General features: G+C 69.7%; 26 protein-coding genes, 1 tRNA gene and 1 rRNA gene. 26 read left to right on the top strand and 2 right to left on the bottom strand.

All coding sequences use genetic code 11. The annotated features are described in order from the left end of the window. Positions 1–170 precede the first annotated feature (170 nt). The 18 genes from rrf (at position 171) to NJE57_RS00095 (ending at position 17,370) form a co-directional block, all read left to right on the top strand. Positions 171–287, top strand: a 5S ribosomal RNA gene (gene rrf, locus NJE57_RS00005). Positions 288–394: 107 nt separating this feature from the next. Then, positions 395–1,390 carry a hypothetical protein gene (locus NJE57_RS00010; protein WP_319026339.1) on the top strand — a complete coding sequence of 332 codons (996 nt, stop codon included), beginning with the start codon at positions 395–397 and terminating at the stop codon, positions 1,388–1,390. A gap of 5 nt (positions 1,391–1,395) precedes the next feature. Further along, a complete protein-coding gene (locus NJE57_RS00015; protein WP_319026340.1) occupies positions 1,396–2,394 on the top strand; it encodes an HAD-IIA family hydrolase in 999 nt (332 codons plus the stop codon). 10 nt (positions 2,395–2,404) lie between these two features. After that, entirely contained in the window at positions 2,405–2,632 is a 228-nt protein-coding gene (locus tag NJE57_RS00020) for a hypothetical protein (protein ID WP_319026341.1), read from the top strand. Continuing rightward, the gene (locus NJE57_RS00025) at positions 2,632–3,453 is read left to right on the top strand and encodes a TlyA family RNA methyltransferase (protein ID WP_319026342.1); all 822 of its coding nucleotides are present in this window, start codon (positions 2,632–2,634) and stop codon (positions 3,451–3,453) included. Before NJE57_RS00020 ends, NJE57_RS00025 begins: the two co-directional genes overlap by 1 nt. Next, positions 3,450–4,379, top strand: a complete 930-nt coding sequence (locus NJE57_RS00030; RefSeq protein WP_319026343.1) for an NAD kinase — start codon at positions 3,450–3,452, stop codon at positions 4,377–4,379. The genes NJE57_RS00025 and NJE57_RS00030 overlap by 4 nt, the downstream gene beginning before the upstream one ends. A 9-nt stretch (positions 4,380–4,388) precedes the next feature. Beyond that, positions 4,389–6,134 (top strand): DNA repair protein RecN, encoded by a 1,746-nt coding sequence (recN, locus tag NJE57_RS00035; RefSeq protein WP_319026344.1) that lies wholly within the window; start codon positions 4,389–4,391, stop codon positions 6,132–6,134. Positions 6,135–6,193: 59 nt separating this feature from the next. Next, entirely contained in the window at positions 6,194–7,366 is a 1,173-nt protein-coding gene (gene steA / locus NJE57_RS00040; RefSeq protein WP_319026345.1) for a putative cytokinetic ring protein SteA, read from the top strand. Further along, the gene (locus tag NJE57_RS00045) at positions 7,363–8,295 is read left to right on the top strand and encodes a copper transporter (RefSeq protein ID WP_319026346.1); all 933 of its coding nucleotides are present in this window, start codon (positions 7,363–7,365) and stop codon (positions 8,293–8,295) included. The genes steA and NJE57_RS00045 overlap by 4 nt, the downstream gene beginning before the upstream one ends. Before the next feature lie 58 nt (positions 8,296–8,353). Further along, positions 8,354–10,774 (top strand): CTP synthase, encoded by a 2,421-nt coding sequence (locus NJE57_RS00050; protein ID WP_413464329.1) that lies wholly within the window; start codon positions 8,354–8,356, stop codon positions 10,772–10,774. 16 nt (positions 10,775–10,790) lie between these two features. Next, positions 10,791–11,741 (top strand): site-specific tyrosine recombinase XerD, encoded by a 951-nt coding sequence (locus NJE57_RS00060; protein ID WP_319026347.1) that lies wholly within the window; start codon positions 10,791–10,793, stop codon positions 11,739–11,741. 96 nt (positions 11,742–11,837) lie between these two features. Continuing rightward, positions 11,838–12,713, top strand: coding sequence for a ParA family protein (locus NJE57_RS00065; RefSeq protein ID WP_319027017.1), 876 nt, complete (start codon positions 11,838–11,840; stop codon positions 12,711–12,713). Next, the gene (locus tag NJE57_RS00070; RefSeq protein ID WP_319026348.1) at positions 12,710–13,582 is read left to right on the top strand and encodes a segregation and condensation protein A; all 873 of its coding nucleotides are present in this window, start codon (positions 12,710–12,712) and stop codon (positions 13,580–13,582) included. The genes NJE57_RS00065 and NJE57_RS00070 overlap by 4 nt, the downstream gene beginning before the upstream one ends. Beyond that, positions 13,579–14,277: an SMC-Scp complex subunit ScpB gene (scpB, locus tag NJE57_RS00075; RefSeq protein ID WP_413464330.1), complete on the top strand. Its 699-nt coding sequence runs from the start codon at positions 13,579–13,581 to the stop codon at positions 14,275–14,277. The genes NJE57_RS00070 and scpB overlap by 4 nt, the downstream gene beginning before the upstream one ends. 7 nt (positions 14,278–14,284) lie before the next feature. Continuing rightward, positions 14,285–15,043, top strand: coding sequence for a pseudouridine synthase (locus NJE57_RS00080; RefSeq protein WP_413464331.1), 759 nt, complete (start codon positions 14,285–14,287; stop codon positions 15,041–15,043). Further along, positions 15,040–15,774, top strand: coding sequence for a (d)CMP kinase (gene cmk / locus NJE57_RS00085; protein WP_319026349.1), 735 nt, complete (start codon positions 15,040–15,042; stop codon positions 15,772–15,774). Before NJE57_RS00080 ends, cmk begins: the two co-directional genes overlap by 4 nt. Then, complete coding sequence (gene der, locus NJE57_RS00090; RefSeq protein WP_319026350.1) at positions 15,771–17,228, top strand: ribosome biogenesis GTPase Der; 1,458 nt, start codon at positions 15,771–15,773, stop codon at positions 17,226–17,228. The genes cmk and der overlap by 4 nt, the downstream gene beginning before the upstream one ends. A 68-nt stretch (positions 17,229–17,296) precedes the next feature. Next, a tRNA-Pro gene (locus tag NJE57_RS00095) sits at positions 17,297–17,370 on the top strand. 118 nt (positions 17,371–17,488) lie between these two features. Here the strand turns inward: NJE57_RS00095 and NJE57_RS00100 are convergent. Continuing rightward, positions 17,489–18,658: an FAD-dependent oxidoreductase gene (locus NJE57_RS00100; protein ID WP_319026351.1), complete on the bottom strand. Its 1,170-nt coding sequence runs from the start codon at positions 18,656–18,658 to the stop codon at positions 17,489–17,491. Positions 18,659–18,740: 82 nt separating this feature from the next. Beyond that, positions 18,741–19,088, bottom strand: a complete 348-nt coding sequence (locus NJE57_RS00105; protein WP_319026352.1) for a hypothetical protein — start codon at positions 19,086–19,088, stop codon at positions 18,741–18,743. Between the two features lie 289 nt (positions 19,089–19,377). Between NJE57_RS00105 and NJE57_RS00110 the strand changes: the two genes are divergently transcribed. The 8 genes from NJE57_RS00110 to NJE57_RS00145 all read left to right on the top strand — a co-directional run bounded on the left by NJE57_RS00110 (position 19,378) and on the right by NJE57_RS00145 (position 26,668). Then, the gene (locus tag NJE57_RS00110; protein WP_319026353.1) at positions 19,378–20,130 is read left to right on the top strand and encodes an alpha/beta hydrolase family protein; all 753 of its coding nucleotides are present in this window, start codon (positions 19,378–19,380) and stop codon (positions 20,128–20,130) included. Positions 20,131–20,253: 123 nt separating this feature from the next. Continuing rightward, positions 20,254–20,880 (top strand): DUF4178 domain-containing protein, encoded by a 627-nt coding sequence (locus tag NJE57_RS00115; protein WP_319026354.1) that lies wholly within the window; start codon positions 20,254–20,256, stop codon positions 20,878–20,880. Further along, a complete protein-coding gene (locus NJE57_RS00120; RefSeq protein ID WP_319026355.1) occupies positions 20,877–21,455 on the top strand; it encodes a DUF2617 family protein in 579 nt (192 codons plus the stop codon). The genes NJE57_RS00115 and NJE57_RS00120 overlap by 4 nt, the downstream gene beginning before the upstream one ends. After that, complete coding sequence (locus NJE57_RS00125; RefSeq protein ID WP_319026356.1) at positions 21,452–21,871, top strand: DUF4247 domain-containing protein; 420 nt, start codon at positions 21,452–21,454, stop codon at positions 21,869–21,871. The genes NJE57_RS00120 and NJE57_RS00125 overlap by 4 nt, the downstream gene beginning before the upstream one ends. A gap of 43 nt (positions 21,872–21,914) precedes the next feature. Continuing rightward, the gene (locus NJE57_RS00130) at positions 21,915–22,355 is read left to right on the top strand and encodes a DUF350 domain-containing protein (protein WP_319026357.1); all 441 of its coding nucleotides are present in this window, start codon (positions 21,915–21,917) and stop codon (positions 22,353–22,355) included. Positions 22,356–22,431: 76 nt separating this feature from the next. Then, positions 22,432–23,997, top strand: a complete 1,566-nt coding sequence (locus tag NJE57_RS00135; protein WP_319027020.1) for a polyamine aminopropyltransferase — start codon at positions 22,432–22,434, stop codon at positions 23,995–23,997. Between the two features lie 81 nt (positions 23,998–24,078). After that, positions 24,079–25,182 (top strand): ATP-binding protein, encoded by a 1,104-nt coding sequence (locus tag NJE57_RS00140; RefSeq protein WP_319026358.1) that lies wholly within the window; start codon positions 24,079–24,081, stop codon positions 25,180–25,182. Positions 25,183–25,318: 136 nt separating this feature from the next. Beyond that, complete coding sequence (locus NJE57_RS00145) at positions 25,319–26,668, top strand: glutamate decarboxylase (protein ID WP_319027021.1); 1,350 nt, start codon at positions 25,319–25,321, stop codon at positions 26,666–26,668. Positions 26,669–26,680: the final 12 nt, after the last annotated feature.

Here is a 26,680-nt window from a genome sequence, read left to right on the forward strand (position 1 = left end):
GATAGGCCGGAACTGGAAGCGCAGCAATGCGTGGAGGTGACCGGTACTAATCGGCCGAGGGCTTACACACAAACAAGCCAAGAATTGTTACGCGTCCACTGTGCAGTATCTGAAACAACACACCCATACCGCGAGACACACTTCGCGGTGAGGGCCTTGTTTCACAGAGTTACGGCGGCCATAGCGGCAGGGAAACGCCCGGTCCCATTCCGAACCCGGAAGCTAAGCCTGCCAGCGCCGATGGTACTGCACTCGAGAGGGTGTGGGAGAGTAGGACACCGCCGAACACAACTTCATGACCAGCGGGAGGGACATTCGTTCCTCCCGCTGGTCTTATTTGTGTGCCATACATCAACCGCAGTGCCGGATTTCCGGTGCACGTAAGGTGAGAGTCGTGAACGAATCCCGGTCAGAACAACCAGATCGTACCCCGCGACGAGGCGATGGCGACGTACCCCGTCGAGGCGACCGGGCCTCAGGCGGTGTCCGCAGGGACAACAGCTCATTCGGTGAGCGTCGCGGCAAACGGTACGACGGCCCGGAGTCCGGAGAGCGGCGGCGGGCCGGGGGACAACGTGGCGGTCAGGAGCGCGGCGACTCGAGCGGCGCCCCCGCTGATCGTCGTGGCGGCGCCTCTCGGGGCGACCACCGGGGCGGCGGGCGTCCCGGTGACGATCGTCGGACCGCCGGTCGGCCGGGGCAGGACGCCCGACAGGCCGCCCGTGCCGACGAGCCCGACCTGCCCGAGGATATCGAGCCCGCTGACCTCGACACGGAGGTCCGTCGCGATCTTCGCGGACTCGACAAGGCGAACGCCGACACCGTGGCCCGGCACCTCGTGGCCGCCATGTACTTCGTCGACGACGACCCCGAGTTGGCGCTGGCCCACGGGCGCGCCGCCAAGAACCGGGCCGGAAGGATCGGCGTGGTTCGCGAGACCCTGGGGGTCCTTGCCTACCGCGCCGGTGAATGGTCCGAGGCACTGGGCGAACTCCGTGCTGCCCGACGTATCTCGGGTGGTCCCGGACTTCTGGCGATGATGGCGGACTGCGAACGAGGTCTCGAGCGTCCCCAGAAGGCGATCGAACTCGCCCGTGGGGAGGAATCCCGGCAACTCGAGGGCGAGGATCTCGTCGAACTCCGCATCGTCGAGGCCGGCGCGCGGGTGGACATGGGTCAACTCGACGCCGCCCTGGTGACGCTGCAGGACGCCGGGGCGAACGCGGACGCCGTGGGCGAGGAGGCGGCCCGGCTCGACTACGCCTACGCAGAGGTCCTGCTCGCAGCCGGGAGGAGAGACGAGGCCGCGGCGTGGTTCGGTCACGCGGTGAACGCGGACCCGGGTCAGAACACGGACGCCGAGTCCCGTCTGGCCGAGCTCGAGGGCTAGGACAGGTGTCGACCACAACCCTGGCGGACTCCCACGACGCCCTGCTCGTCGACCTCGACGGGACGCTGATCCGAGGCCCCGAGCCGATCCCGGGTGCCGCGGAGGCACTGGAGCGGTCGGGCCTGCCGGTGGTCTATGTGACCAACAACGCCAGCCGGGCTCCCGCGGACACCGCGGCGCATCTTCGCGACCTGGGATTCACGGCCCGCGCGAGCGATGTCATGACCAGCGCACAGGCCGCCGTGGTGATGCTCAGCGACCACGTGGCGCCGGGCGCGAAGGTGCTCGTCGTGGGCCACGACAGTTTCCGAGACCTGGCACGGGAGGCGGGCTACGAGGTCGTCCTCTCTGCCGATGACCGTCCGGAGGCGGTCCTCCAGGGGCTGTCCCGGCAGTTGACCTGGGGTGACCTCGCCGAAGGGTGCCTGGCCATCCGGCAGGGAGTCCCCTGGGTGGCCTCCAACACCGATACGACCCTCCCCACGGAGCGGGGCCTGCTGCCGGGCAACGGATCCCTCGTGGCGGCGCTGCGCGCCGCCACGGACCGCGACCCCGTCGTCGCCGGGAAGCCGGCAGCCGGAGTGCTCAGAGCGGCCGCGGACCTCGTCGGCGCGAAGCGTCCCTTGGTGGTGGGCGACCGCCTCGACACCGATATCGAGGGCGCGGTGGCCGCCGGTATGCCCGCGCTCATGGTGCTCACAGGGGTCCACGGGACCGCGGATCTGCTGGCCGCACCCGAGCATCGCCGGGCCACTCACCTGGCCCGGGACCTGTCCGCACTCGCCCTTCCGGCCGAGCGCAGCCACATCACCTCGGCCCCTGATCTCGAATCGAGGGTGCTGGACGGGGTCCTGCACCTGGGCGCGATCCCGGATGCGCTCCACGGAGTCGATCTCGCGCGCGTCGTCATCCGTCAGGCATGGCGGCACGGGGTCGGCACGATCGGGGATCCCGGACCCGCTGCTCGGTCGAGGCTCGTCGAGGCCGGGCTCGTCGTGGGCTAGCGTGGAGGTCGTGAGTACCCCCGGATCGACACCGCTGCCCGGGCCCGCGGGCCCGGACCTCGCCGAACTACGTTCGGCGTTCGACGATCTCCTCGCCGACTCGATCGGGCCGACCTCGACCGATGGCGAGGGCGATGGCGACGGCGACGGGACGGTCCGCGACGACCAGGTGGAGGCCCTGGACGCCGCCCACGAGTTGCTGGCCGGGGCGCTCTCGGCCCTGGACTCCGCCCGCTGATGGCGGTCTCCCGCAGGCGCCTGGACGCCGAACTGGTGCGTCGCAGGATGTGTGACAGCCGTGAGCGGGCCCAGGACCTCATCGGCTCGGGTCGGGTGATCGTCAACGGTGTCGCGGCCAGCAAACCGGCGACCCAGGTCGAACCCACCACCTCGATCGCGGTCGCGGCCTCGGCGGAGCCCGACTGGGCCTCCCGGGGCGCCCACAAACTCCTCGGGGCCCTGGACGCGTTCGGCGACGTGACGGTCGAGGGCGCCCGCTGCCTCGACGCCGGCGCATCCACGGGCGGCTTCACCGACGTCCTGCTCTCGCGGGGAGCGGCCCGGGTGGAGGCCGCGGACGTGGGTTACGGACAACTCGTGTGGCGCCTGCGCAGCGATGAGCGTGTGGGAGTCCACGACAAGACCAACGTCCGTTCGCTGACCCCGGAGGACATCGGGGGCGAGGTCGACCTGGTGGTCTCCGACCTGTCGTTCATCTCCCTCCCGCTCGTCCTGCCGGCCCTGGCCGCGTGCGTCCGCACCGGAGGAGACCTGTTGCCCATGGTCAAGCCCCAGTTCGAAGTGGGACGCGAGCGGGTCGGTCAGGGCGGTGTCGTGCGTGACCCCGCACTCCGGGTCGAGGCGGTCACCCGGGTCGCGCGGGCCGCGGCCGCCCTGGGTGTCCAGACGCGAGGGTGCGTGGCGAGTCCGCTTCCGGGGCCGTCCGGCAACGTCGAGTTCTTCCTGCACCTTCGTCAGACGGGGACGGGAGGTCCGGTGGAGCTGTCGGCCCGGGCGGAGGACGCCATCCGTATCGCCGTCGAGGAGGGGCCGAGATGACCGACACGACTGATGTGGGCGGCCCCCGCCGCATCCTGCTCGAAGCCAACATCGAACGGCCGGACATCGTCGCCATCGTGTCCCAGGTCGTGGACGCCTGCGCGGCCCGGGGAATCGCGGTGAGGATGCTCGCGGACACCAGCGAGAACGTCGCGACCGGGACCGGCGTGGAGTCGGTGCCGGACACCCCGCAGGCCGCCGAGGGGTGTGAACTGGTCCTGGTACTGGGGGGCGACGGCACGTTCCTGCGCGCCTGCCAGTACGCCAACGCCGCCGACGTGCCGGTACTGGGAGTCAATCTCGGTCACATCGGCTTCCTCGCCGAGTCCGAGATCTCCTCGCTCAGGGGAGTGGTCGAACAGATCGCGGACCGGGACTACCGGGTCGTCGAGCGGATGACCGTCGAGGCCACCGTCCTGCACGGGGACACGGTGATCGGTCGCGACTGGGCGCTCAACGAGGTGAGTATCGAGAAGGTCGCCCGGCAGGGCGTCCTCGAGGCCTCCGTCGAGATAGACGGCCGACCGGTGAGCGACTACGGCTGCGACGGCATGCTCGTGTCGACCCCGACGGGATCGACGGCGTACGCCTTCTCCGCCGGGGGGCCGATCGTCTGGCCCGAGCTCGACGCGATCCTGGTGGTCCCCAACAACGCCCACGCACTCTTCGCCCGTCCCATGGTGGTGGCGCCCACGTCGCGGGTCGCGGTCGAGACAGGAGCCCGCTCGGGGCCGGCGGTGGTCGTCCTCGACGGCCGTCGGCTCGTCAACGCTCCCGCCGGTAGTCGCGTGGAGGTGGTGCGCGGCCGACGTCCGGTCAAGTGGGTGCGCCTGGACGACTCGCCGTTCACGGACCGGCTGGTGACGAAGTTCGAGCTCCCGGTGACCGGGTGGCGCGGACGGTCCGCTGTCCGTCCACTGGCCTAGGGTGGGTGCGTGCTCACGGAACTTCGGATCAGCGGCCTCGGCGTCATCGACGAGGCCGTGGCCGATTTCGCCCCCGGGCTGTCGGTCCTCACGGGTGAGACCGGTGCGGGCAAGACCATGGTGGTCACCGGGCTCCGGCTCCTCGCCGGGGGGCGTGCTGATCCGGGCCGGGTCCGACGCGGGGCCGTCAAGGCGGAGATCGAGGGACGGTTCGACCTGGCGGCCGCCGCCACGATGGACTCGGCGGACAGGCGGCAGTTGGACACACTCCTCGAGGAGGCGGACGCCGAGCTCGACGAGGACGGCACGGTGATCGCGGCCCGCCGCGTGGGGGCCGACGGACGCTCCCGGGCCCGGTTGGGCGGTCGTTCGGTTCCCGCCGGCACGCTGGCCCGGTTCTGTGCCCCGGTGCTCGCCGTCCACGGTCAGAACGATCAGCTCCGCCTGCTGCGGCCCGACAGGCAACGCGAGGCGGTCGATTCCCACGGCGGGGAGCCCGCGAGGGTGGCCCTGGAGGCGTACCGCGAGACCTTCCACCGGTGGCGAGTGGCCGAGAGGTCGCTCGCCGAGCGCACCGGGCGTGCGCGCGAACTGGCCCGCGAAGCCGACCTGCTCCGCCACGGCCTCGACGAGATCGACGCCCTCGACCCCAGGCCGGGCGAGGAGGCCGAGCTCGACGCCGTGATCCGTCGCCTCACCGACTCGGAGGAGTTGCGTGAGGTGGCCGGGCAGGCCCACGAGACGTTGACGGGGGAGGGGGAGTCGACGGAGCCGGTCGTCAACGTCCTGGACCATCTCCGGCAGCGTCTGGCCGGCGCGGGTGACCCGGCGCTGGATCCCATCGCGACCAGCATCGACCAGGCGGTCGCGGCCCTCGGGGACGCCGCGACCGAACTCGGTCTGTACCTGGCCGAGCTGCCCGAGGACGCCGCGGATCTCGACTCCGCACTGGAGAGACGCCATGACCTCAAGGCGCTCACCCGCAAATACGGCACCGATGTGGACGATGTGATCGAGTGGGCCGAGAAGGCGCGGATCCGCCTGTCGGAGGTCGACACGTCCGACGCCGCGGTGGCAGAGCTGACGGCCACGGTCGACAGGCTCGCCGGCGAGCTCACGGAGCGGGGTGCGGACCTCACGGCGGTCCGCAGAGCCGCCGGGGAGGACCTGGCGCGACGGGTCACCGCGGAACTGGCAGAGCTGTCCATGGGCGGCGCCGGGTTCGTGGTCGGAGTCTCCCCGTCCGGAGACGGCCTCGCCGCCGCGACGGAGTCGGGCCTGGACGAGGTCGAACTCGCCCTCGACGGGCCGTCTGGTGTGGTCCCGTTGGGCAGAGGCGCCTCCGGGGGTGAGCTGTCCAGGGTGATGTTGGCGCTGGAGGTGGTCCTGGCAGAGCGGTCCGGAGGCGGGACCCTGGTGTTCGACGAGGTCGATGCGGGGGTCGGTGGTCGCGCGGCCCTGAGCATCGGCAAGAGGCTGGCCGGCCTTGCCAGGACACACCAGGTGATCGCGGTGACGCACCTCGCCCAGGTCGCCGCGTACGCGGACACCCACCTCGTGGTGCACAAGGACGCGGATTCCTCCGGTGGGGACTCCGTGGTGTCGGGCGTGCGGTCTGTCGACGACGCGGACCGGGTGACCGAACTGGCGAGGATGCTCGCGGGTATGGAGGACACCGACACCGGCTTGGCCCACGCCGAGGAGCTCCTCGCCATGGCGCAGGCGGAAAAGTCTCAAGCTCAACTCGACCGTTAATCCGACACGCCGACTCGACCTCCCTCGTCACTAGAATCACACGCGTGATACTCGGGCACATGAAGATGTCGGGTCTCCTCAATCGCCGCTCCAACGACCTCGCCGGTGTGGTCGGCACCGTCCGCCAGATCCGGGCCGGGTCGCCGGTCCCCAGGAAGCTCGGTGCCAAGGACGTCGCCGTGCTCGACCTCAACCGGACGCCGGCCGCCACGGCGCGCGCCGTCGTCGACGCCGCGGTCGCCGCGGTCGTCCACGTACCGCGGTCCGGCGAGGAGATGCTGCCCCGCGCCGCGTTCCGGATCCTGGCCGCGTCGACGATCCCGGTCATCGAGGACGCGGATCTCGCTGAGATCGAGGACGGGACCCGGGTCCGCATCGACGAGGGGGTCGTGTACTCCGTCAAGAACGAGGACCGGCTCGCCTCCGGTCGCGAGGCCGGTCCCACGACGATCCTGACCGAGGTCGACGCGGCGGAGGCCGGATACGTCGAGTCCGCGTTGGCGCACCTGGCCAACGCCACGGAGTTCCTGAGCCTGGAGCACCGGCTGCTCCTGGACGGTGAGGGGCTGCCGGATATCGACGTCGCGTTCACGGACCGCCACGTGGTGGTGGTGACCGGGGATCCCTCGTCGGAAGCCCAGCTCGCCGGGCTGAAGCCGTTCATCAAGGAATACCGACCGCTCCTGGTCGGCGTGGGTGGCGGCGCCGACCTGCTGCGCGAGTCGAGGTTCTCCGCGGACGTAGTGGTGGCCACCCCCACAGAGGTCTCCGACGAGGCGCTCACCGACGGTGCGGTCCTCGTCCTCCCCGCCGACCGCGACGGCAGGGCCGAGGGGCTCGAACGTGTCACCGACCTCGGGGTGGGCGCCACCACGTTCCCGGCCGCGGCGACCGCGCGCGACATGGCACTGCTGCTGGCTTTCCACGGGGGAGCAGAGATGATCGTCGTGACCGGCGATGATCGCGGACTCGAGAACGTCTTCGCGCCCTCCTCCGCGCCGTCGTCGACGATGGTCGACACGGCCGTGTCGTCGCGACTCGTCCACGCCGATGCGTGCTCCACGCTGTACCGGTCGCGTGGCACGGGGATCGGGCTGGCCCTCGTGGTGCTCGCCGCACTCATCGCGGTGGCCGCCGTGGTGGTGGCCCGGGATTCCGCCCAGGACCTGCTCATCTGGGCCATCGAGGCCTGGAACACCTTCGCCCTCTGGGTCCAGGGGCTCGTCCGTTGATCTCCCTGCGTCGCCACGTCCTGACGCTGGTCGCCGTGTTCCTCGCCCTCGCGGTGGGGGTGGTCCTGGGATCGACGTCCGTGGCGACGTCGATCCGGGACGCGGTGGTCGACAACGAGGAGACGACGGCGGCGCGACTCGAGACGACCCGGGACGACCTGGCCGCGCAACGACTCTCCGTCGACCGGCTCCAGGTCATGGCGGGCGAGCTCAGCCCGGTCGCCCTGGACGGCCGACTCGAAGGACGACCGGTGCTGGTCGTGGTGGCGCCGGGAGCGTCCGACGACGACGTGACCGCGGTTGTCGACGTCATCGGTGCCGCCGGCGGCATCGCCGCGGGCCGGGTGAGGCTCACGGACAAGGCCGTGGACCCGGAGGCCGACGCGGAGCTGGAGGCCCTCGTGGCCAATCTCCCGATCGGTGAGGCGCCCGCGGCAGACGCGGACATCGGCACCCAGCTGGGGACCGCGATCGGTCGCGCGGCGCTGCTGCGCACCGAGGACGCCGAGCCCCACCTGGACGACGACGACCGCGAGACCGTGCTCACCACCCTGGCCGACGCGGACATCGTGGAGTTCGAGGCCGGCACCGTCCGGCCGGGCCAACTTGCCCTCGTCGTCACCGGCCCGGGCGAGGTGGAGTCGGCCGCGCTCCGGATGGCCTCGTTCGCCCGATCGCTGGACCGGGAAGGTGCGGGATCGGTCGTGGCCGCCGAACTCGGGGACGCACCGGGCCACGACGCGGTCACAGTATTGCGTTCCTCCGGCGAGGAGGGTGTCTCGACCGTCGACTCGGTGGGCTCCGACGCGGGGCGTCTGGCGACAGGACTGGCGTTGGCGCAGCAGCTCGATCGGGAGCAGGGCCACTACGGGCTGCGGCCGGATGCGACCGCAGCGGTGCCGTCGCTCCCCTCTGCGCCGGCTCGGTGATAGCCTGAAGCCCCGTGGGGTGCACCGGAGCCACACCAGCATTCATCCATTCCGGCGTATGGACACGGGAGTCCCCTTGGCACTGAACCGAGCCACGTCGCGGTCCGCGACCAAGCACATCTTCGTCACCGGTGGCGTGGCGTCGTCGCTGGGCAAGGGGCTCACGGCCTCCAGCCTGGGGCAACTCCTGACGTCCCGCGGACTCCGCGTGACCATGCAGAAGCTGGACCCGTACATCAATGTCGACCCGGGGACGATGAACCCGTTCCAGCACGGGGAGGTGTTCGTCACCGAGGACGGTGCGGAGGCCGATCTGGACCTGGGCCACTACGAGCGCTTCCTCGACCGCGACCTGAGCGCCAACGCCAACGTGACGACCGGGCAGGTCTACTCGGCGGTGATCGCGAAGGAGCGGCGCGGCGAGTACCTCGGCGACACGGTCCAGGTGATCCCGCACATCACGGACGCGATCAAGGAACGCATCATCGCGATGGGTGCCCCGGACGACGAGGGCCGCCGACCCGATGTGGTGATCACCGAGGTCGGTGGCACCGTCGGCGACATCGAGTCCCAGCCCTTCCTCGAGGCCTGCCGGCAGGTGCGCCACGAGGTCGGCCGCGAGAACATCTTCTTCCTGCACGTCTCGCTGGTGCCCTACCTCGCCCCGTCGGGCGAGCTCAAGACCAAGCCGACCCAGCACTCGGTCGCGGCGCTGCGGTCGATCGGCATCGTTCCCGACGGGTTGATCCTGCGGTGCGACCGGGAGGTCCCCGACGGGCTCAAGGCCAAGATCGCGCTGATGTGTGACGTCGACCTCGAGGGGGTCGTCTCGACGCCGGACGCGCCGAGCATCTACGACATCCCCAAGGTCTTGTTCAACGAGCACCTGGATACGCACGTGGTCCGCAAGCTCAACCTCCCGTTCCGGGACGTCGACTGGACCGTGTGGGGTGACCTGCTGGGGCGCGTCCACGAGCCGCGTGAGGAGGTCGAGATCGCCCTGGTGGGCAAGTACATCGACCTGCCCGACGCGTACCTGTCGGTGACGGAGGCGCTGCGGGCCGGAGGATTCGCCCACCGCGCACGGGTCAACATCCGGTGGGTGGAGTCGGACGCGTGCGCCACCGAGGCCGGGGCACGAGAGGCCCTGCGGGGTGTCGACGGCATGCTGATCCCCGGCGGCTTCGGCATCCGTGGCATCGAGGGCAAGTTGGGCGCCGTCTCGTGGTCGCGCAAGAACCGCATCCCGCTGCTCGGGCTGTGCCTGGGTCTGCAGTGTTCGGTGATCGAGGCGGCCCGCTCGGTCGGTCTTACCGGTGCCTCGTCCAGCGAGTTCGAGCCGGACACCGAGTATCCGGTGATCTCCACGATGGCGGACCAGGTCGACGCCGTGGCCGGCAAGGCCGATCTGGGCGGCACGATGCGTCTGGGCGCCTACCCGGCGGTCCTCACCAAGGGATCGCTCGTGGCCGAGGCGTACGGCGCCACCGAGATCTCGGAGCGGCACCGCCACCGGTTCGAGGTCAACAACGCCTACCGCGACAAGGTCGCCGAGTCCGGTCTGCGTTTCTCGGGGACCTCTCCCGACGGCCACCTGGTGGAGTTCGTCGAGTACCCGCGGGAGCAGCACCCCTTCTTCGTGGCCACCCAGGCGCACCCGGAGTACAAGTCCCGGCCGACCCGCCCCCACCCGCTGTTCGTCGCGTTCATCAAGGCCGCGCTGGACTACGAGAACGAGATGCGGCTCCCGGTCGAGCCGTGGCGTGCCGACCAGTCGGGTGACCAGGCGGGGGAGTCCGCCGGGGCGACCATCGCCGCCCCGGACGCCAAGACCTCGACCGTGCGGGCGGGCGGGCGGGCCCGACGCGGAGTTGACGTCCGACGTGCGCTCGGACGGGAGCTGAGCGAGGTGGCGGGCCCCGGAGTCCCCGGGTCGCACGACTACCGGACCGTCGGCAGTCGGGCCATCTTCGACGGGAGAGTGGTGCGGCTGCGCGTGGACACCCTCACCATGCCCGGCGGTGGCACGGCCGAGCGGGAGATCTGCGGCCACGACGACGCGGTCGCGGTGATCGCGCTCGACGAGCGGGACCGGATCACCCTTGTCCGGCAGTACCGCCACGCCGTGGGGGAGCGGCTCTGGGAGCTCCCGGCCGGACTGTGTGACGTGGAGGGCGAGGAACCGCTGGAGTCGGCGCGTCGCGAGTTGATGGAGGAGACCGGGCTCGAGGCGCGGTCCTGGCAACCGGTGATCTCGATCGTGCCGTCCCCGGGCTTCTGTACCGAACGCGTCCACGTGTTCCTGGCCACGGACCTCCGCGAGGTCGGCCGGCCGGAGGCGGAGCACGAGGAGGCAGACATGGAGGTCGCGCGGATGCCGTTCGCCGAGGCTGTGGACGCGGTCCTGGACGGCCGGATAGTCAACGGCATCGCGGTGGCCGGGATCCTCGCCGCTCGCGCGTCGATCGCCGGGCACTGACGCCGGGCGCACCGCGATGACGTCCGCGGGCGTGGCCGCGATCCAGATCCGCGGATATCTCGACCACCTCGCCGTCGAACAGGGGGCCTCCGCGCACACCCTGTCCGCCTACCGGCGTGATCTGGAGAAGTACCGGCAGTTCCTGGCGGAGTCGGGTGTCGGCGACCTCGAGGCGGTGACGGAGGGGCACGTCGAGCAGTTCCGCGCCCGGCTGGCCACCGCCGACCCGGAGGTCGGCAGACGGGCGCTGGCACCCAGCTCGGTGGCCCGTGCACTGGCCGCGGTACGTGGGCTGCACAGGTTCTCCACCCGGGACGGGCTGACCCGCGTCGACGCCGCGGCATCGGTGACCCCTCCCCGTCCGCCTCGGCGGCTGCCCAAGGCGCTACCGGTGGATCGGATCATCGCGGTGATCGAGGCCTCCGGGGGCACCGAACTGGATACCGAGCCCGCCAGGTTGCGGGACCGGGCGATGCTCGAGTTGTTGTACGCCACGGGGGCGCGCGCGGCCGAGCTCGTGGGCCTGGACGTGGACGATCTCGACGGTCTCGACAACCCCGGCGGCGGCACGGTGATCCTGCGCGGGAAGGGCGGGAAGGAACGCCTGGTCCCGGTCGGGGGCCCCGCCTGTGACGCCGTCGGCGCGTACCTGGTGCGTGCGAGGCCCGCGCTGGCCGTCAGAGGGGGGCCGGCACTGTTCCTCAACACCCGTGGGGGGCGGGTATCCCGGCAGACCCTGTGGACCGTGGTGGGTGCGGCCGCGGGGAGGGCCGGTGTGGAGTCCGACATCTCGCCACACTCCTTCCGCCACTCCTTCGCCACCCATCTCCTCGACGGCGGGGCCGATATCCGCGTGGTCCAGGAGCTGCTGGGCCACGCCTCGGTCACCACGACGCAGGTGTACACCCTCGTCACCGTCGACACGCTCCGCGAGGTCTGGGCCGAGTGTCACCCCCGGGCACGGTAACGTGGCCGGGGTTACGGTCCGAGCGGGTGGACACGGCGAGGAACACAGCGGGGAACGCAGCGAGAGGAGACGCGGGTGACGCAGGACACTGGGGCGATGGATCCCGCACTGTTCTCCCGCGCGGAGCTGCTGGGAGCCGACGACCCGGCGGCCGGGGAGGGCTTCTCCGCGATCCCCGAGCCACAGCCGTTGACCTCCCACGGCCCCGCCATGGTCGTCTCGATGTGCAACCAGAAGGGCGGCGTCGGCAAGACCACCAGCACGATCAACCTGGCAGCCGCCCTCGCGGAGTACGGCCGCCGGGTGCTGTTGGTGGACCTCGACCCCCAGGGTGCGCTGTCGGCGGGGCTGGGCATCCCGCATCACCAGCTCGACCTGACCGTCTACAACCTCCTGGTGGACACCACGGTGTCCACCGAGGAGGTCCTGGTCAGGACCCGGGTGGAGGGTGTGGACCTCATCCCCGCCAACATCGACCTGTCCGCCGCGGAGATCCAGCTGGTCAACGAGGTGGGTCGCGAACAGGCGCTGGGCCGCGCGCTGTACCCGGTTCTCGATCGCTACGACTACGTGCTGATCGACTGCCAGCCGTCGCTGGGCCTGCTCACCGTTAATGCCCTGGCCTGCTCTGACGGCGTGTTGATCCCGATGGAGTGCGAGTACTTCTCCCTGCGGGGGCTCGCTCTGTTGACCGACACCATCGACAAGGTCCGTGACCGGATCAACCCCCGTCTGCACCTGACCGGCATTCTCATCACCATGTTCGACCGTCGGACCGTGCACGCCCGCGACGTCCTCGGCCGGGTCGTCGAGGTGTTCGGAGACCAGGTCTTCGACACCCTCGTCACCCGCACGGTCCGGTTCCCCGAGACCACCGTCGCCGGGGAGCCCATCACCACGTGGGCGCCCAGATCGGCGGGTGCGCAGGCCTACCGGGCACTGGCTCGCGAGGTCATCCAGCGCGGTCGGTGATCGAACCGGTGACCGGGGTCGAACCCAGTGACGGGGGCGGTGCCTCCGAGCCCCCTGCCGGGGACGGCGTCTCCGAGGTCGAGGGTCCGCGCGCCTTCACGGTTCATCTGACCAATTTCACCGGCCCGTTCGACCTGCTCCTCAAACTCATCGACTCGCGGCGCCTGGACGTGACCGAGGTGGCGATCCACGCGGTGACCGACGAGTTCATCGCCCATGCCCGCGAACTGGGGCGGGAGGCCGGTCTCGAGGAGGTCACCGAGTTCCTGGTGGTGGCGGCCACCCTGCTCGATCTCAAGACCGCGCGGCTCGTGCCGTCCGGGGAGGTGCAGGACCCCGAGGACCTGGCGTTGCTGCAGGCCAGGGACATGCTGTTCGCTCGGCTCCTGCAGTTCCGGGCGTTCCGTCAGGTCGCCGAACTGTTCGCCGAGCTCGACAGGACCGCCCGCCACTCGTTTCCGCGGACGGCGGGGCCGGACGACGAGTTCCTCGACCTGCTGCCCGAGGTGGAGCTCGGTGTGGACACCGAGCAGTTCGCCACCATCGCCGCAGTGGCGTTCCGGCCCCGGCCGGTCGAGGAGGTGGGGGTCTCGCACATCCACACGGCGGCCGTGTCGGTCCCCGAGCAGGCCGGCCGGGTCCTGGAGTTGCTGCGGTTCCGGGGCCGGGGCGAATGGGTGGACTTCCGCGAACTGGTCTCGGGCTGCGGCGACTCCCTCGTCGTCGTCGCCAGGTTCCTCGCCCTGTTGGAGTTGTACCGGGCGCGCGCCGTGGCGCTCGCCCAGGACGAGGCGCTCGGCGACCTGTTGGTGAGCTGGACCGGTGGGGACGCCGCCGAGGTGACACGCGGAAGGGATGAGTGGACATGAGTCAGGACACCGGCCCCGGCGGGATGGAACCGTCCGGGGATGACGACGACGAGCTCCGCGGAATCGGTGCACCGCCGTTGCGGGCCCGACTCGAGGCGCTGCTGCTGGTGGTAGACCAGCCGACGGCTGAGGGGGCGCTGGCCTCGGCGGCGGAGTCGACACCCGCGGAGGTTGCCGCCGAGCTGCGGGCGTGGCGGGACGACCTCACGGCGGTGGGAAGCGGAATCGACCTGAGGCGTACGGACGAGGGGTGGCGTCTCTACACCCGTCGAGAGCTGGCCCCGTACGTCGAGCGGCTCCTCACCGACGGCACCCGGTCGACGCTCACCCGTGCCGCGCTGGAGACCCTCGCCGTGATCGCCTACCGCCAACCGGTCACCAGATCGCGCGTCGCGGCGGTCCGCGGAGTCAACGTGGACGGGGTCATGCGCACCCTCGTGGCCCGCGGGTTGGCCGTGGAATGCGGCACCGACACGGACACCGGGGGCATCCTGTATAGGACCACAGAGCTATTTCTGGAAAGATTGGGTCTGGTCTCGCTCGACGAGCTCCCGGACATCGCCCCGTTGTTGCCGGATGTCGACCTGGTCGACGAGATGAGCGACGATCCCGCGGAGGACCCGCGGATACCTCTGGGCAGGCGCAGGAAAGCTGCGCCCGGCCCGATCCCCGAACACGACACCGAAGAGATGTGACGAATTCATGAACGAGTCCGCTGGCCGAGACGGCGCACCGGTCCGCCTCCAGAAGATCCTGGCCCAGGCCGGGATCGCCTCCCGCAGGGCCTCGGAGGACCTCATCGCCCGCGGGCGGGTGGAGGTCAACGGGAAGACCGTGCGCGAGATGGGCGTCAAGGTCGATCCCTCCACCGCCGTGATCCGGGTGGACGGTACCCGGATCGTGCTCGACGACGACCTGGTCTACCTGGCACTGAACAAGCCCCGGGGGTACCACACCACCATGTCCGACGACATGGGCCGGCCCTGCGTGGGAGACCTGGTGGCCGACCGTGTCGACGCCGGTCAGCGGCTGTTCCACGTGGGTCGCCTGGACGCCGACACCGAGGGGTTGCTGCTGGTGACCAACGACGGCGAGCTCTCGCACCGACTGATGCACCCGTCCTACGAGGTGTCCAAGACCTACATGGCCACCGTGACCGGTGTCGTCGGCAAGGGAGTGGGCAGGACGCTGCGTGACGGGGTCGAACTCGAGGACGGACCGGCAAAGGTCGACCAGTTCTCGATCGTCGACGTCCACGAGGGACGGTCGCTGGTCAAGGTCGTCCTCCACGAGGGCCGCAAGCACATCGTCAGGCGGTTGCTCGACGAGGTCGGCCACCCCGTCGAGTCGCTGGTCCGGATCCGCTTCGGCGCCGTCGCACTGGGCGACCAGCGCGCGGGGAGCTTCCGCAAGCTCAACCGCAAAGAGGTCTCGGACCTCTACGGGGCGGTGGGCCTGTGAACGCGCCGACCGGGTCCACCAGCGCCCCCCGGCTCCGGATCGCTATCGACGGCCCCGCCGGCACCGGTAAGTCCACCCTCGCCCGCACCCTCGCCGCCCGCATCGGGGGCGCCTACCTCGACACCGGTGCGATGTACCGGGTCGCGACCCTCCGGGTCATGCGCGCGGGCATCGACCCGGACGACTCGGCCGCGGTGATCGCCGCCTCCGCCGACCTGCCCCTCGAGATCGGCACTGACGCCGGCTCCGAGCGGATCCTGCTGGACGGTGAGGACGTGAGTGAGGAGATCCGCACGGCACGGGTCACCGCGGGCGTGTCCGCGGTCTCCGCCGTACCGGAGGTACGGGCCAACCTCGTCGAACTGCAGCGACGTCTGGCGTCCGGCGGCGGCGCCGTGGTCCTCGAGGGCCGGGACATCGGCACCGTGGTGCTGCCCGACGCCGAGGTGAAGATCTACCTCACCGCGAGTCCGGAGGTCCGGGCTCGTCGTCGCACCGAACAGGACGTGGCGGCCGGACGCGCCGCCGACTATGACGAGGTGCTGGCGGCCGTGATCGAGCGTGACCGCAAGGACTCCACCCGCGCCGCGAGCCCGCTCCGGCCCGCTGATGACGCGGTCGTCATCGACACCTCAGATCTCACCCTCGACGAGGTGCTCGACCGGTTGGTCGCACTCGCAGAGGGCGCCGACGCGTCGCACAACGACGCCGCAGAAGGGAACGCACAGTGACCAGCAACGAGGACTTCGATCTACCCACGGGCCCCGTCGAGGAGACCGTCGAGGACGCCTGGAACGACGACACGGACTGGGACGCCGTGGCCGAGGAATGGGCCGAGGAGATCGGCGCCGAGGTCGACGGGGTGGAGATCCTGCCGACCGTCGCGATCGTGGGACGCCCCAACGTGGGCAAGTCCACACTGGTCAACCGGATCATCGGTCGCCGCGAGGCCGTCGTGGAGGACGTCCCCGGCGTGACCCGGGACCGCGTGTCCTACGAAGCCCTGTGGAACGGCCGGACCTTCATGGTGCAGGACACCGGTGGATGGGAGCAGGACGCCAAGGGCATGCACCGCTCCATCGCGCAGCAGGCGGAGATCGCCATGGGCACCGCCGACCTCATCGTCCTGGTGTGCGACGGGAACGTGGGCATCACCTCCGCGGACGAGACGGTGGCCAAGAGCCTGCGCCGCTCGGGCACGCCCGTGATCCTGGCGGTCAACAAGGTGGACAGCGAGAAGGCGGAACTGCAGTCGGCCGAGTTCTGGGGGCTGGGTCTGGACCAGCCCTACGCCATCTCGGCCGCCCACGGCCGCGGTACGGCCGACCTGCTCGACGAGGTCCTGGACCGGTTGCCCACCAAGGCCCGGATGCGCGAGACGACCAACGCCCCCCGACGCGTGGCGCTGGTCGGCAAGCCCAACGTCGGCAAGTCGAGCCTGCTCAACAAGCTCACGGGGGAGGAGCGGTCGGTGGTCGACAACGTCGCCGGTACCACCGTCGACCCCGTGGACTCGCTCGTCGAGCTCGGTGGCAAGACTTGGCGCTTCGTGGACACCGCCGGTCTACGGCGGAAGGTCAACCAGGCGTACGGGCACGAGTACTACGCCTCTCTCCGTACCCGGGGGGCCATCGAGGCCGCCGAGGTGGTGGTGCTGCTGCTGGACGCCTCCGAACCGATCACGGAGCAGGACCTGCGGGTCATCTCCATGGTCGCCGACGCCGGTCGGGCACTGGTGATCGCCTTCAACAAGTGGGACCTGGTGGACGAGGACCGCAGGTACGACCTGGACAAGGAGATCGACCGGGAGCTGTCCAAGATCCTCACCTGGGCGTACCGGGTGAACATCTCCGCCACCACGGGCCGCGCCCTGGCCAAGCTGGTGCCGGCGATGGAGGGCGCACTCGACTCGTGGGACAAGCGCATCCCCACCGGTCCGCTCAACACCTGGATGAGCGAGGTCGTGGCCGCCACCCCGCCGCCGATGCGCGGCGGGAAGCTGCCGCGGATCCGCTTCTGCACCCAGGCCACCACGAGGCCCCCCACGTTCGTGTTCTTCTCCACCGGATTCCTGGAGGCCGGATACCGGCGATTCCTCGAGCGGCGCCTGCGCGAGACCTTCGGCTTCGACGGCTCTCCCGTGCGCGTGAACGTGCGCGTCAAGGAGCGCCGGCAGCGCAAGTGACCTGCCGATTGGAGTGCGCCGACGGGCGTGCGCTAGTCTGATCCAGTCGCCGCGCGAGCGGTGGCGGGCGGGCTGTGGCGCAGCTTGGTAGCGCACTTGACTGGGGGTCAAGGGGTCGCAGGTTCGAATCCTGTCAGCCCGACAGAAAAGCCCCGGTGAGAGTAGGTTTCTCACCGGGGCTTCATCATGTTCGCGGACGTGCTCTCGTGGTAGCGATCGACCGGCCCCGGCACATCTCAATAGGTAGGGCCCCTGACCTCTCAGTCCTGCAATTGCGCTAGGCGTCGCGCGAGGCGGGTTTGCCTGCGGGGCGAATGGAGCACCGTCCTGATCGCGGCATCACGGAGGTGGCGGAGCACGGGTGTGCGAAGGGTGGCCATGCGCGTCATGCGATCGGTGAAGCCGATCACCTTGACTGCCGCTGGGCGGCGAATGAGTTCGTACTCTGCAAGCGTGTCCTCGTTACGGGTGCCGGAGAGAACGTCGAGGAGGTGGCCGCCCAGGTCGACTGCGTCCTGGATTCCGAGATTCATTCCCTGGCCGCCGGCCGGACTGTGCACATGGGCAGCGTCGCCGGCAAGAAAGGCGTTGCCCTGTCGGTAGCTCGCGGCCAGACGGTGAGCCACACGAAATCTCGAGCTCCAATCAAGAGAATGAACGGTGGTCTGACCGGGTCCACGCTCATCGAGCAGGTGTTGGATGTCGGTGACGGTAGGTCGCGCTGGCGCATCGTCCACTGTGGCAACGATGCGGTGTTGACCACCGGGCAGCGGGGCTACGACCATCAGTCCTTGCTCCGCGAGGAACAACTGCACCTCGGTCGGCGCGAGGGGCCAGACCATCGAGACATCCGCGAGCACGAAAGAGTCGGAATACTCCGCACCCTCGAACGCGATCCCCAGTTGCTGTCGAACGCGGCTGTGGCCCCCGTCCGCGCCGATCACGAATCGCGCGTCGACAGTCTCGCGGGTCCCGTCACCGCGTCGCAGGACGGCGACCCGTCCGGACGACGTTGACTCGAATGACTCGAACGCGACCTCTCGATCGATGCCGCAGCCTGTGTCGGAGAGAGCTGAGGCGAGTAGCTCCTCCGTGCGTGCTTGGGAAAGCATGAGGGTGAACGGAAAAGGAGTGCGGAGACCGCGGAAATCGATGTGCGCGAGCTTCGTGTTCCGGGCGCGCACCGTGAAGTCCGGGACGATGATGCCTTCCTCGAGCATGCGGGTCGCGAGTCCGATGTCGGCGAGGAGGTCGAGCGTGCGGGCATGGATGACCGCCGCGCGCGAGGTAGAGGCTCCGCTCGGCGCAGCGTCGATGATGCGGATTCGAGCTCCATTTTGACTCATCTTGACCGCTGCCGCGAGGCCAACAGGCCCAGCTCCGACGATGAGGGTGTCGATTTGAGTGGGCGACGAGGATGAAGCCGTCATGCGTTGACAGTTCCATCGGGACGGCGGAAAAGTCAACGGGCGTTGGGAAGGTGCCGAATGCCACCTGACCAGGCTGTAGCTCTTACCGCGAAGAGTCTCCGCTCTCGCGACGGGCGGAGTATGCCGAGCCCCGCGGGGACAGTTCGTAGCCTTCGGGCAGGCTTCGGGTGAGTCTGTGGAATTTGAGTTTGCGAACGTTGCGCTTGAAGACCGCCTTGTCCATATCGCTGTCCATATCGCCGTCCATGTCGCCGCGCAGGGATTCTGCGGAGCGACCGGGAGGCCCCTTGATGAGGTAGAGCGTGCGGAGTGTCCATGTGCCGTGATCCGAAGTCCTGACGAGCTCCTTCACAGATGTCGCTCCCGCTGCGGTCGCTTGGTCTTCTGTGATGTCACGTATGGCGACTATTGAGACCTCGCCGACGTTCACCACGCCAGCCGAGCTGCGGAATGTGTGGCCGTTCTGCACTCGTGGCTTCTTCCACCATCGGAACTCGAGCGCGATACTCCCGGCGGCAAAGCCGGCAGCTACGCGGCTGGTCCATATCGTGCTTCTGGCGAGAACTCGGCGGGCGCCCGCGTCTCCGAGGCGGACAGGGATTCACGGTACGTCCGTTCCGCTCGGGCGAGTATCTACCGAGCCAGGAAGAGACCCTCATAGGCCGGGGTCGGTGCGGGCACCTTGACCCCGCGGGGCCGCGACGGGTGTGATGGCATGCATGGCCGAGAGCATTCGATTCACCAGTACGAAGGGCCTCGAGCTCGCCGGCGTGTTGGACCCGCCCGAGGGCGCGCTGCGCGGATGGGGACTGTTCGTGCACGGATTCACCCTCGGCAAGGATTCGCCGGCGGCGTTCCGGATCTCGCGCAGCCTGGCCGAGGAGGGGATCGGGATGCTGCGCTACGACAACCTGGGCATCGGGGAGTCCGACGGTGACCTCGGTGACGGGTCGTTCACGACCAAGGTCGCTGACACCGTGCGGGCCGCGCGGTTCATGACCGATCGGGGGACCCCGCCGGACCTGATCGTCGGTCATTCGTGGGGCGGGGCGGCAGCGATTCTGGCGGCCCAGCAGGTGCCGAGCATCAGGGCGGTGGTGACCATCGGGGCCCCCTCCGAGCCCGCCGAGGTGGAGCGCCACTATGACGCGATCGTCGGCGAGGTAATGGAGGAGGGCAGTGGCACGTGGTCGATCGGTGGTCGCGCGCTGACCCTGAAGCGGGAGTTCGTCGAGGACGTGCGCCGCGCCGATCTCATCGGCCACGTCCGCGCCCTCGATCGACCGCTTCTGGTCATCCACTCGCCGACCGACGCATCGGTGGGAATCGACAACGCCGCTCAGATCTTCCAGGCGGCACTCCATCCACGCAGCTTCGTCTCGCTGGAGGGATCGGATCACTTCCTCACCGTGGACGGGCAGGCGCAGCGCGCGGCGAAGATCATCAGCGCCTGGGTCGACCAGTACCTGTGACCCCGGCGGACCCGACCGGAGGGGCACGGTTTTGGGCCCCTGGTGGGTTAGCCTTGCGTCCGGACAGCCCGCGGGCCGCAGGCGCCCGTTCGGCGGTGAACTTCTCGTGAGGGGTGATGAGGGGTGGGAGAACTACTCGTCGTGATCGGCGTGGTGGTCGTGGTGGTCGCGGGGATCGGGATCGCCCTGAAGATGGCGAGGTCGCGCAGGCCCGACTCCGGTGGGCACCGACGTGATCCTCTCGCCGCAGATCAACCCGTGCACGGCTTCGGGCCACGCAACCTCGGTCCCGGTGCGATCGTCGCCTACGGCGGTATCGACTTCGTGGTCCGCGGCACCATCACCCTCCGGCAGGGGTCATTCGTGTGGTGGGAGCACCTCCTCGACGGCGGCGACGGTGCGCAGTGGCTCGGGGTCGAGGAGGACGAGGGCCAACTCGAGCTGACCTGGTGGACCACCAGGAAGGGGCTCGGGGTGGGTCCGCAGGCCGAGGTGGTCGTCGACGACCGGGTCCACCGCGAGGACGAGTCCGGCGAGGCCGAGTACTCGTGCGAGGGGACCACCGGCCTTCCCGAGCGGGGTCGGATGCGGTACCGCGACTACCAGACCGGCGACGGTAGCTCGCTCCTGTCCTTCGAGGACTGGGACGGTGCCGGGTGGGAGGTCTCGACCGGTCGGCCGCTGTCTCCCGGCGAGTTCACCGTCTACCCGGCTCCGCCCGCCCCCGGCGATCCCGGGTACGCCCCGTGACCCTGTACCGACTCGACCTCGAACCCGACGATGTGGCGGCGGCCTCCCTGGGGTACCGAGTCGACCTGGCACCGGCGCCGGAGTCGCTGGTGACGGCGTTGCTCGAGCACCCGACGCACCCCGCTGCTCTACGGTTGTCCATCCTCGGGGCATCCCACGCGGTCACCCTCGTGGTCGAGGGAAGGGACACCGTGACGGAGGAGGTCTCGTGTCGGGCCTCGTCCTCGGGCGGCGGACTGCCGTCGGTGAGTGCGCTCCACCCCGGGCCGTGGGGCGACCACCACCTCCGGGGGGCGGTGGAGTCGCTCGCGCCCGAGGCGTTCGCGAGGGTGGTGGAGGAGTTGACCGCGCTCGCGGACTCGGGGCCCGAGGTCCTCGCGGGCCGCTTCCCCGGTGCCGAGGGCGCGCTCACCGTCGTCTCGGCTGCCGCGGACCCGGCGGGGTGGCGGTGGCGCACGTGGCACCTCTACCCGGCGGTCGACATCGACGGCGCAGGAGCCGGTGGAGAGGTCGTGACCACCGTGTCCCGGCTCGAGCTGGCGCTCACCGACTCGCTGACGGAGGTGGCGTCGTGAGCCGGTACCGGGGATGGATCATCGCCCTCGTCGGAGGGGTCATGGCGGTCATCCTCGGACTCGTCCTGGTGGCCGCCGGCACCGACGCCGTGCGGTACGTCCGGGAGAACTACACGCCCGTGGCGAGTGCCTCGAACACCTACGAGTGCCGCGGCGACAAGTCCGCCACCGTCGCCGACATCTCGGACCACGAGCGCCCGGACGCGAGTGGACAGCAGGACCAGACCGAGTACCTGCGGTACGGGGACGACGTCATCCAGGTCGGACCCTCGGGTGCGATGACATGTCGGGTCCAGCTCGACGCGAACTCCCGGACGCTGCGCTCCGGCGGATTCCTGTTCCTCGGAGGCGCCTTCGGCCCGAGGAGCCCGGCGAGCTCCTCCGGCGGGAGTTCGGGCGGGTTCGGCGCCAAATGACCACCCCGACCGGCCCTGAGGGCCTCCATCCGAAGGAGAAACGGTGAACCTTGCCGACCACATCCCCGACCTGATCAACGGCATCGGAGTGTCACTGGCGTACTTCGGGGTCGGTGCCCTCGTGCTCGCCGCCGGTTTCCTCGTGCTCGATCTGCTCACCCCGGGCAGCCTGCGCCACCACGTCTTCGTCGACCACCGCCCCAACGCCGCTGCCCTCCACGCGGCCTCGGCCCTGGCGTTGGCGATCATCGTTGTCACCGTGATGGCTAACGCCTCGGACAGGCTCGCGTGGGGACTGGTGGACGTCGTGGTCTACGGGCTGCTGGGCGTCGTGTTCCAGGCCGTCACACTGGTCGTTCTCGAGTTCCTCGTTCCGGGTCGGTTCCGTGACCTGGTCACCTCGCCCAGATTCAGCACCGCATCGCTCGCGGTGGCGGCCACTCTGGTCGCCGTGGGTGCGGTCAACGCCGCCGCCATTGCCTGAGGAGCGGACGGTGGCGCCGCCGACCGCCGAGAGGTCCGACAGGGACACAGGCACAGACGCCGGTACCACCGCTCGGATCCCGGCCGGGCGCTGGTGGCGCCCCGTGGTCCTGGCGGCGGTGGCCGCGTGCGCCGCGTGCGGACTCATCTACGAGCTGGCGTTGCTCACCCTCGCGACGACGGTCCAGGGCGGGGGGATCGTCGCGACGAGTCTCATCGTGGCCGGATACGTCGCCGCCCTCGGCGTCGGCGCACTGCTGGCCAAGCCTTTCGTCGACCGCGCGGCATCGACGTTCGTCGGGGTCGAGACCGCCCTGGGCCTCGTCGGAGGGGTCTCGGCGACGGCGCTGTACGTCGCCTTCACCACGCTTGGGTCCCAGACCGGATCCCTGGTGGTCCTGGTCCTGGCCACCGCGGTGATCGGTGCCCTCGTCGGCGCCGAGGTACCGCTGCTCATGGCGCTCCTGCAGACAGGCCGTCGGAGCGGGGCGGAGGAGTCGGGGAGGACCCTGGCCAATCTCAACGCCGCCGACTACCTGGGGGCGGTCGTGGGTGGCCTGCTCTGGCCGTTCCTCCTCCTGCCCTCCATGGGGATGCAGCAGGCGGCGGCCGTCACCGGTCTCGTCAACATCGCCGCCGCCGCGATCCTGCTGGGGCTCGTGCTGCGTCATTTCCTCTCCCGCGCGCGGACGGTCGGCGCGGGACTGGTCCTCGCGCTCGTCGCCGTCCTGCTCGCCGCGCTCCTCGTGGCCGTCGACGACGTGACGGAGTGGTCCCGGGCCCGGCTGTACCCGGACCCGGTGATCCTGCACTCACAGTCCGCCTACCAGGAGATCGTCGTCACCAGTGCGGCCTACAACGGCCGCACGGATCGTCGCCTCTACCTCGACGGCACGCTCCAGTACTCGAGCCTCGACGAGTACCGGTATACCGAATCACTGGTCTTGCCCGCCGTCGCGCGCCGACCGACCGACGTCCTCGTGCTGGGCGGCGGCGACGGACTGGCGGCCCGGGACCTGCTCGAGGTCCCCGGGATCCGTCGGGTGGTGCAGGTCGAACTCGACCCCGCGGTCCTGCGGATCGCGCGGACGCACCTTCGAGAGGACAACGAGGGCGCGTTGGACGACCCGCGGGTGGACGTCGTCGTCGACGACGCGTTTGCCTGGCTGCGCAGGGGCGGCGACGGGGCGGTGCCCGCCGGCGGGTTCGGTGCGGTGCTGGTGGACCTGCCCGACCCCCGGAATCCCGCTCTGTCCCGCCTGTACTCACAGGAGTTCTACGGCCTGGTCCGCCAGGTGGTCCGGGACGACGGTCTCATGGCGGTCCAGTCCGGCAGTCCGTATTCCACGCCACACCAGTTCTGGCGGACCGCGTCGACCGTACGGTCCGCCGGGTGGGGCACGACCCCGTACCACGTGCACGTCCCGACGTTCGGGGACTGGGGGTTCGTCCTCGCGTCGAAGGACGGGACGCCACCGGACCTACGACTGCGGTCCGACGTCGGCGGTCTCCGGTACCTCGACTCCGGTGTCCTCGCCTCCGCCGCCGAGTTCGGTCTCGACGTGGCCCCGTTGGATCTCGAGCCCTCGACCCTGGACCGTCCGAGGATCCTCGACGACACCCGCCGGGGTTTCGAACGCTGACGGATCGTCGGAACGTCGGAACGCCGGGGCGTGCATGGGTGAAGGTCTAATATGAGGATTCGCTGAAGCAGGAGGTGGCGGATGGTGGGGCTCGCGATCGGAAGCAACGTCGATGTACCGGGGGAGTCCGTGACCATCGACGCGCGACGGTTCAACCGGCACACCTTCTGGTGCGGTCAGAGCGGCAGCGGTAAGACCTACGCGCTGGGCGTCGTCCTGGAGCAGCTGCTCCTGCACACGGAACTGCCGATGGTCATCCTCGACCCCAACGCGGACTTCGTGCGTCTGCCCGAGGTCCGTGAGAGTGCGAGCGAGGCGGACGTCGCCCGGCTCGCCGACACCGACATCCGGGTCTTCCGCTCCTCGAAGGGGCAGGGCGATCCGCTGCACGCCCGATACGTGGACCTGTCCCCGTCCTCCAAGGCCGCTCTGCTCCAGCTCGACCCGATCGCGGACGCGGAGGAGTACAACGTGCTCCTGCGTACCGACGTCCGCGCCGAGACCTTCGACTCGGTGGGTGCGCTCTCGGCGCTCCGGTCCTCGCCCGACCCCGGTGAGGTGCGATTGTCGTACCGGATGGAGAACCTGCAGGTGCTCGAATGGGATCTGTGGTCCCGCGGTGCCGGATCCGTCGTCGATGTGATCGATCAGCGCCCCCGCGCCACGGTGATGGACCTCGGCGGCTTCACCCACCCGGCAGAGTCCAAGGTCGCGGCGCTGGCAGTGTTGGAACACCTGTGGTCCCGGCGCGAGCACCGTGAGCCGATCCTCATCGTGATCGACGAGGCGCACAACATCTGCCCGCCGGACCCCCGGACCGACGTCGAACGCGCGCTCACCCGTCAACTCGTCCAGATCGCTGCCGAGGGCCGCAAGTTCGGGTTGTGGTTGCTGCTGTCGACCCAGCGTCCGAACAAGATCCATCCCAATGTGCTGTCGCAGTGCGACAATCTCGGCCTCATGCGTGTCAACTCGCCCCGGGACCTGATGGAGCTCGCCGAGGTGTTCGGATTCGCCGGCGAGGACCAGATCCGACGTTCGGCCTCGTTCGCCCAGGGACAGGCGTTGTTCGCCGGGGGCTTCGTCTCCGAACCGACATTCGTCCAGATGGGCCGTCGTATCACCGAGGAGTCGGGCGGGGACGTGTCGGTTCCGATGCGCGTCGACAGCACGATCGGTGAATAGGTCCCGCGCCCGGGCGCCCACTCTATGCTCGATATGAGATCGGTCTTAGTTGAAGTTGGCCGAGGCGTATCGGAGTGAGGTGGACGTGTCCGAGTTCTACCGAAACGCAGTCGAGCAGTCCGATGCCGCGCAGTTCGTGGTGAATCCTGTCTTCGCGCGGCCGGGTGAGGCGACGAGCCTGGCGAAGTTCCGGATGCCGGACGGCATGATGTCCGGGGACACCGCGTACCAGATCGTCCACGACGAGGTGATGCTCGACGGGAACTCGCGGCTCAACCTCGCGACCTTCGTCTCCACCTGGATGGACGACCACGCGCAGAAGCTGTACTCCGAGACCGCTGACAAGAACATGATCGACAAGGACGAGTACCCGGCAACTGCCGGGATCGAGGACCGCTGCTGGCGGATGCTCGCGGACTTGTGGAACGTGCCCGACGCGCAGGACACGATCGGGACCTCGACGGTCGGCTCGTCCGAGGCGTGCATGCTCGGTGGTCTGGCCCTCAAACGCCTCTGGCAGGAGAGGCGTCGGGCCGAGGGCGAGTCGACGGACAGGCCGAACCTGATCCTCTCGGCCGGCGTCCAGGTCGTGTGGGAGAAGTTCTGCAACTACTGGGAGGTCGAGCCGCGCTACGTGCCGGTCACCGAGGAGCACCTCGTGCTCGACGGCGTGGGGCTCGAGGACTACGTCGACGAGAACACCATCGGGGTCGTCGCCATCCTCGGTCAGACCTATACCGGTCTGTACGAACCGGTGGAGCAGATCGCCGCCGCGCTCGACGAGATCCGGGACCGATCCGGGTTCGACGTGCGGATCCACGTCGACGGTGCATCGGGTGCCATGGTCGCGCCGTTCTGCCAACCCGAGCTCATGTGGGACTTCAGGGTCGACCGGGTGAACTCGATCAGCACCTCCGGGCACAAGTACGGACTCGTGTACCCCGGTGTCGGATGGGTCGTGTGGCGGGACAAGGCGGTCTGCCCCGAAAGCCTGATCTTCCACGTCAGCTACCTGGGTGGAGACATGCCGACCCTGGCGTTGAACTTCTCGCGTCCCGGAGCGCAGGTCCTCCTGCAGTACTACCAGTTCCTGCGCCTGGGCCGCGACGGCTACCGCGCTGTCCAGCAGGGTTCGATCGACGTCGCGACCTACCTGTCCTCCGAGATCGGTGCCATGGAGCCGTTCGAACTCGTCAGCCGGGGCGACACGATCCCCGTGTTCGCGTGGAAGCTCAGGACGGGCCGACGCAACTGGGACCTGTACGACCTGGCGGACCGGCTGCGGATGCGGGGCTGGCAGGTGCCCGCCTACCCGATGCCCGACAACCTGTCCGACCTGGTCGTCCAGCGCATCGTCGTTCGTCTCGGCCTCAGCCGCGACCTCGCCGAGTTGCTCCTCGCATCGATCAAGGAGGAGGTCGCGTTCCTGGAGAACCTCGACGCACCGATTCCGCGGCAGCGTAGACGCACCAACTTCGCGCACTAGGCCCTCGTATGG

The organism is Dietzia sp. PP-33 (assembly GCF_033790845.1).
Taxonomy (GTDB): domain Bacteria; phylum Actinomycetota; class Actinomycetes; order Mycobacteriales; family Mycobacteriaceae; genus Dietzia.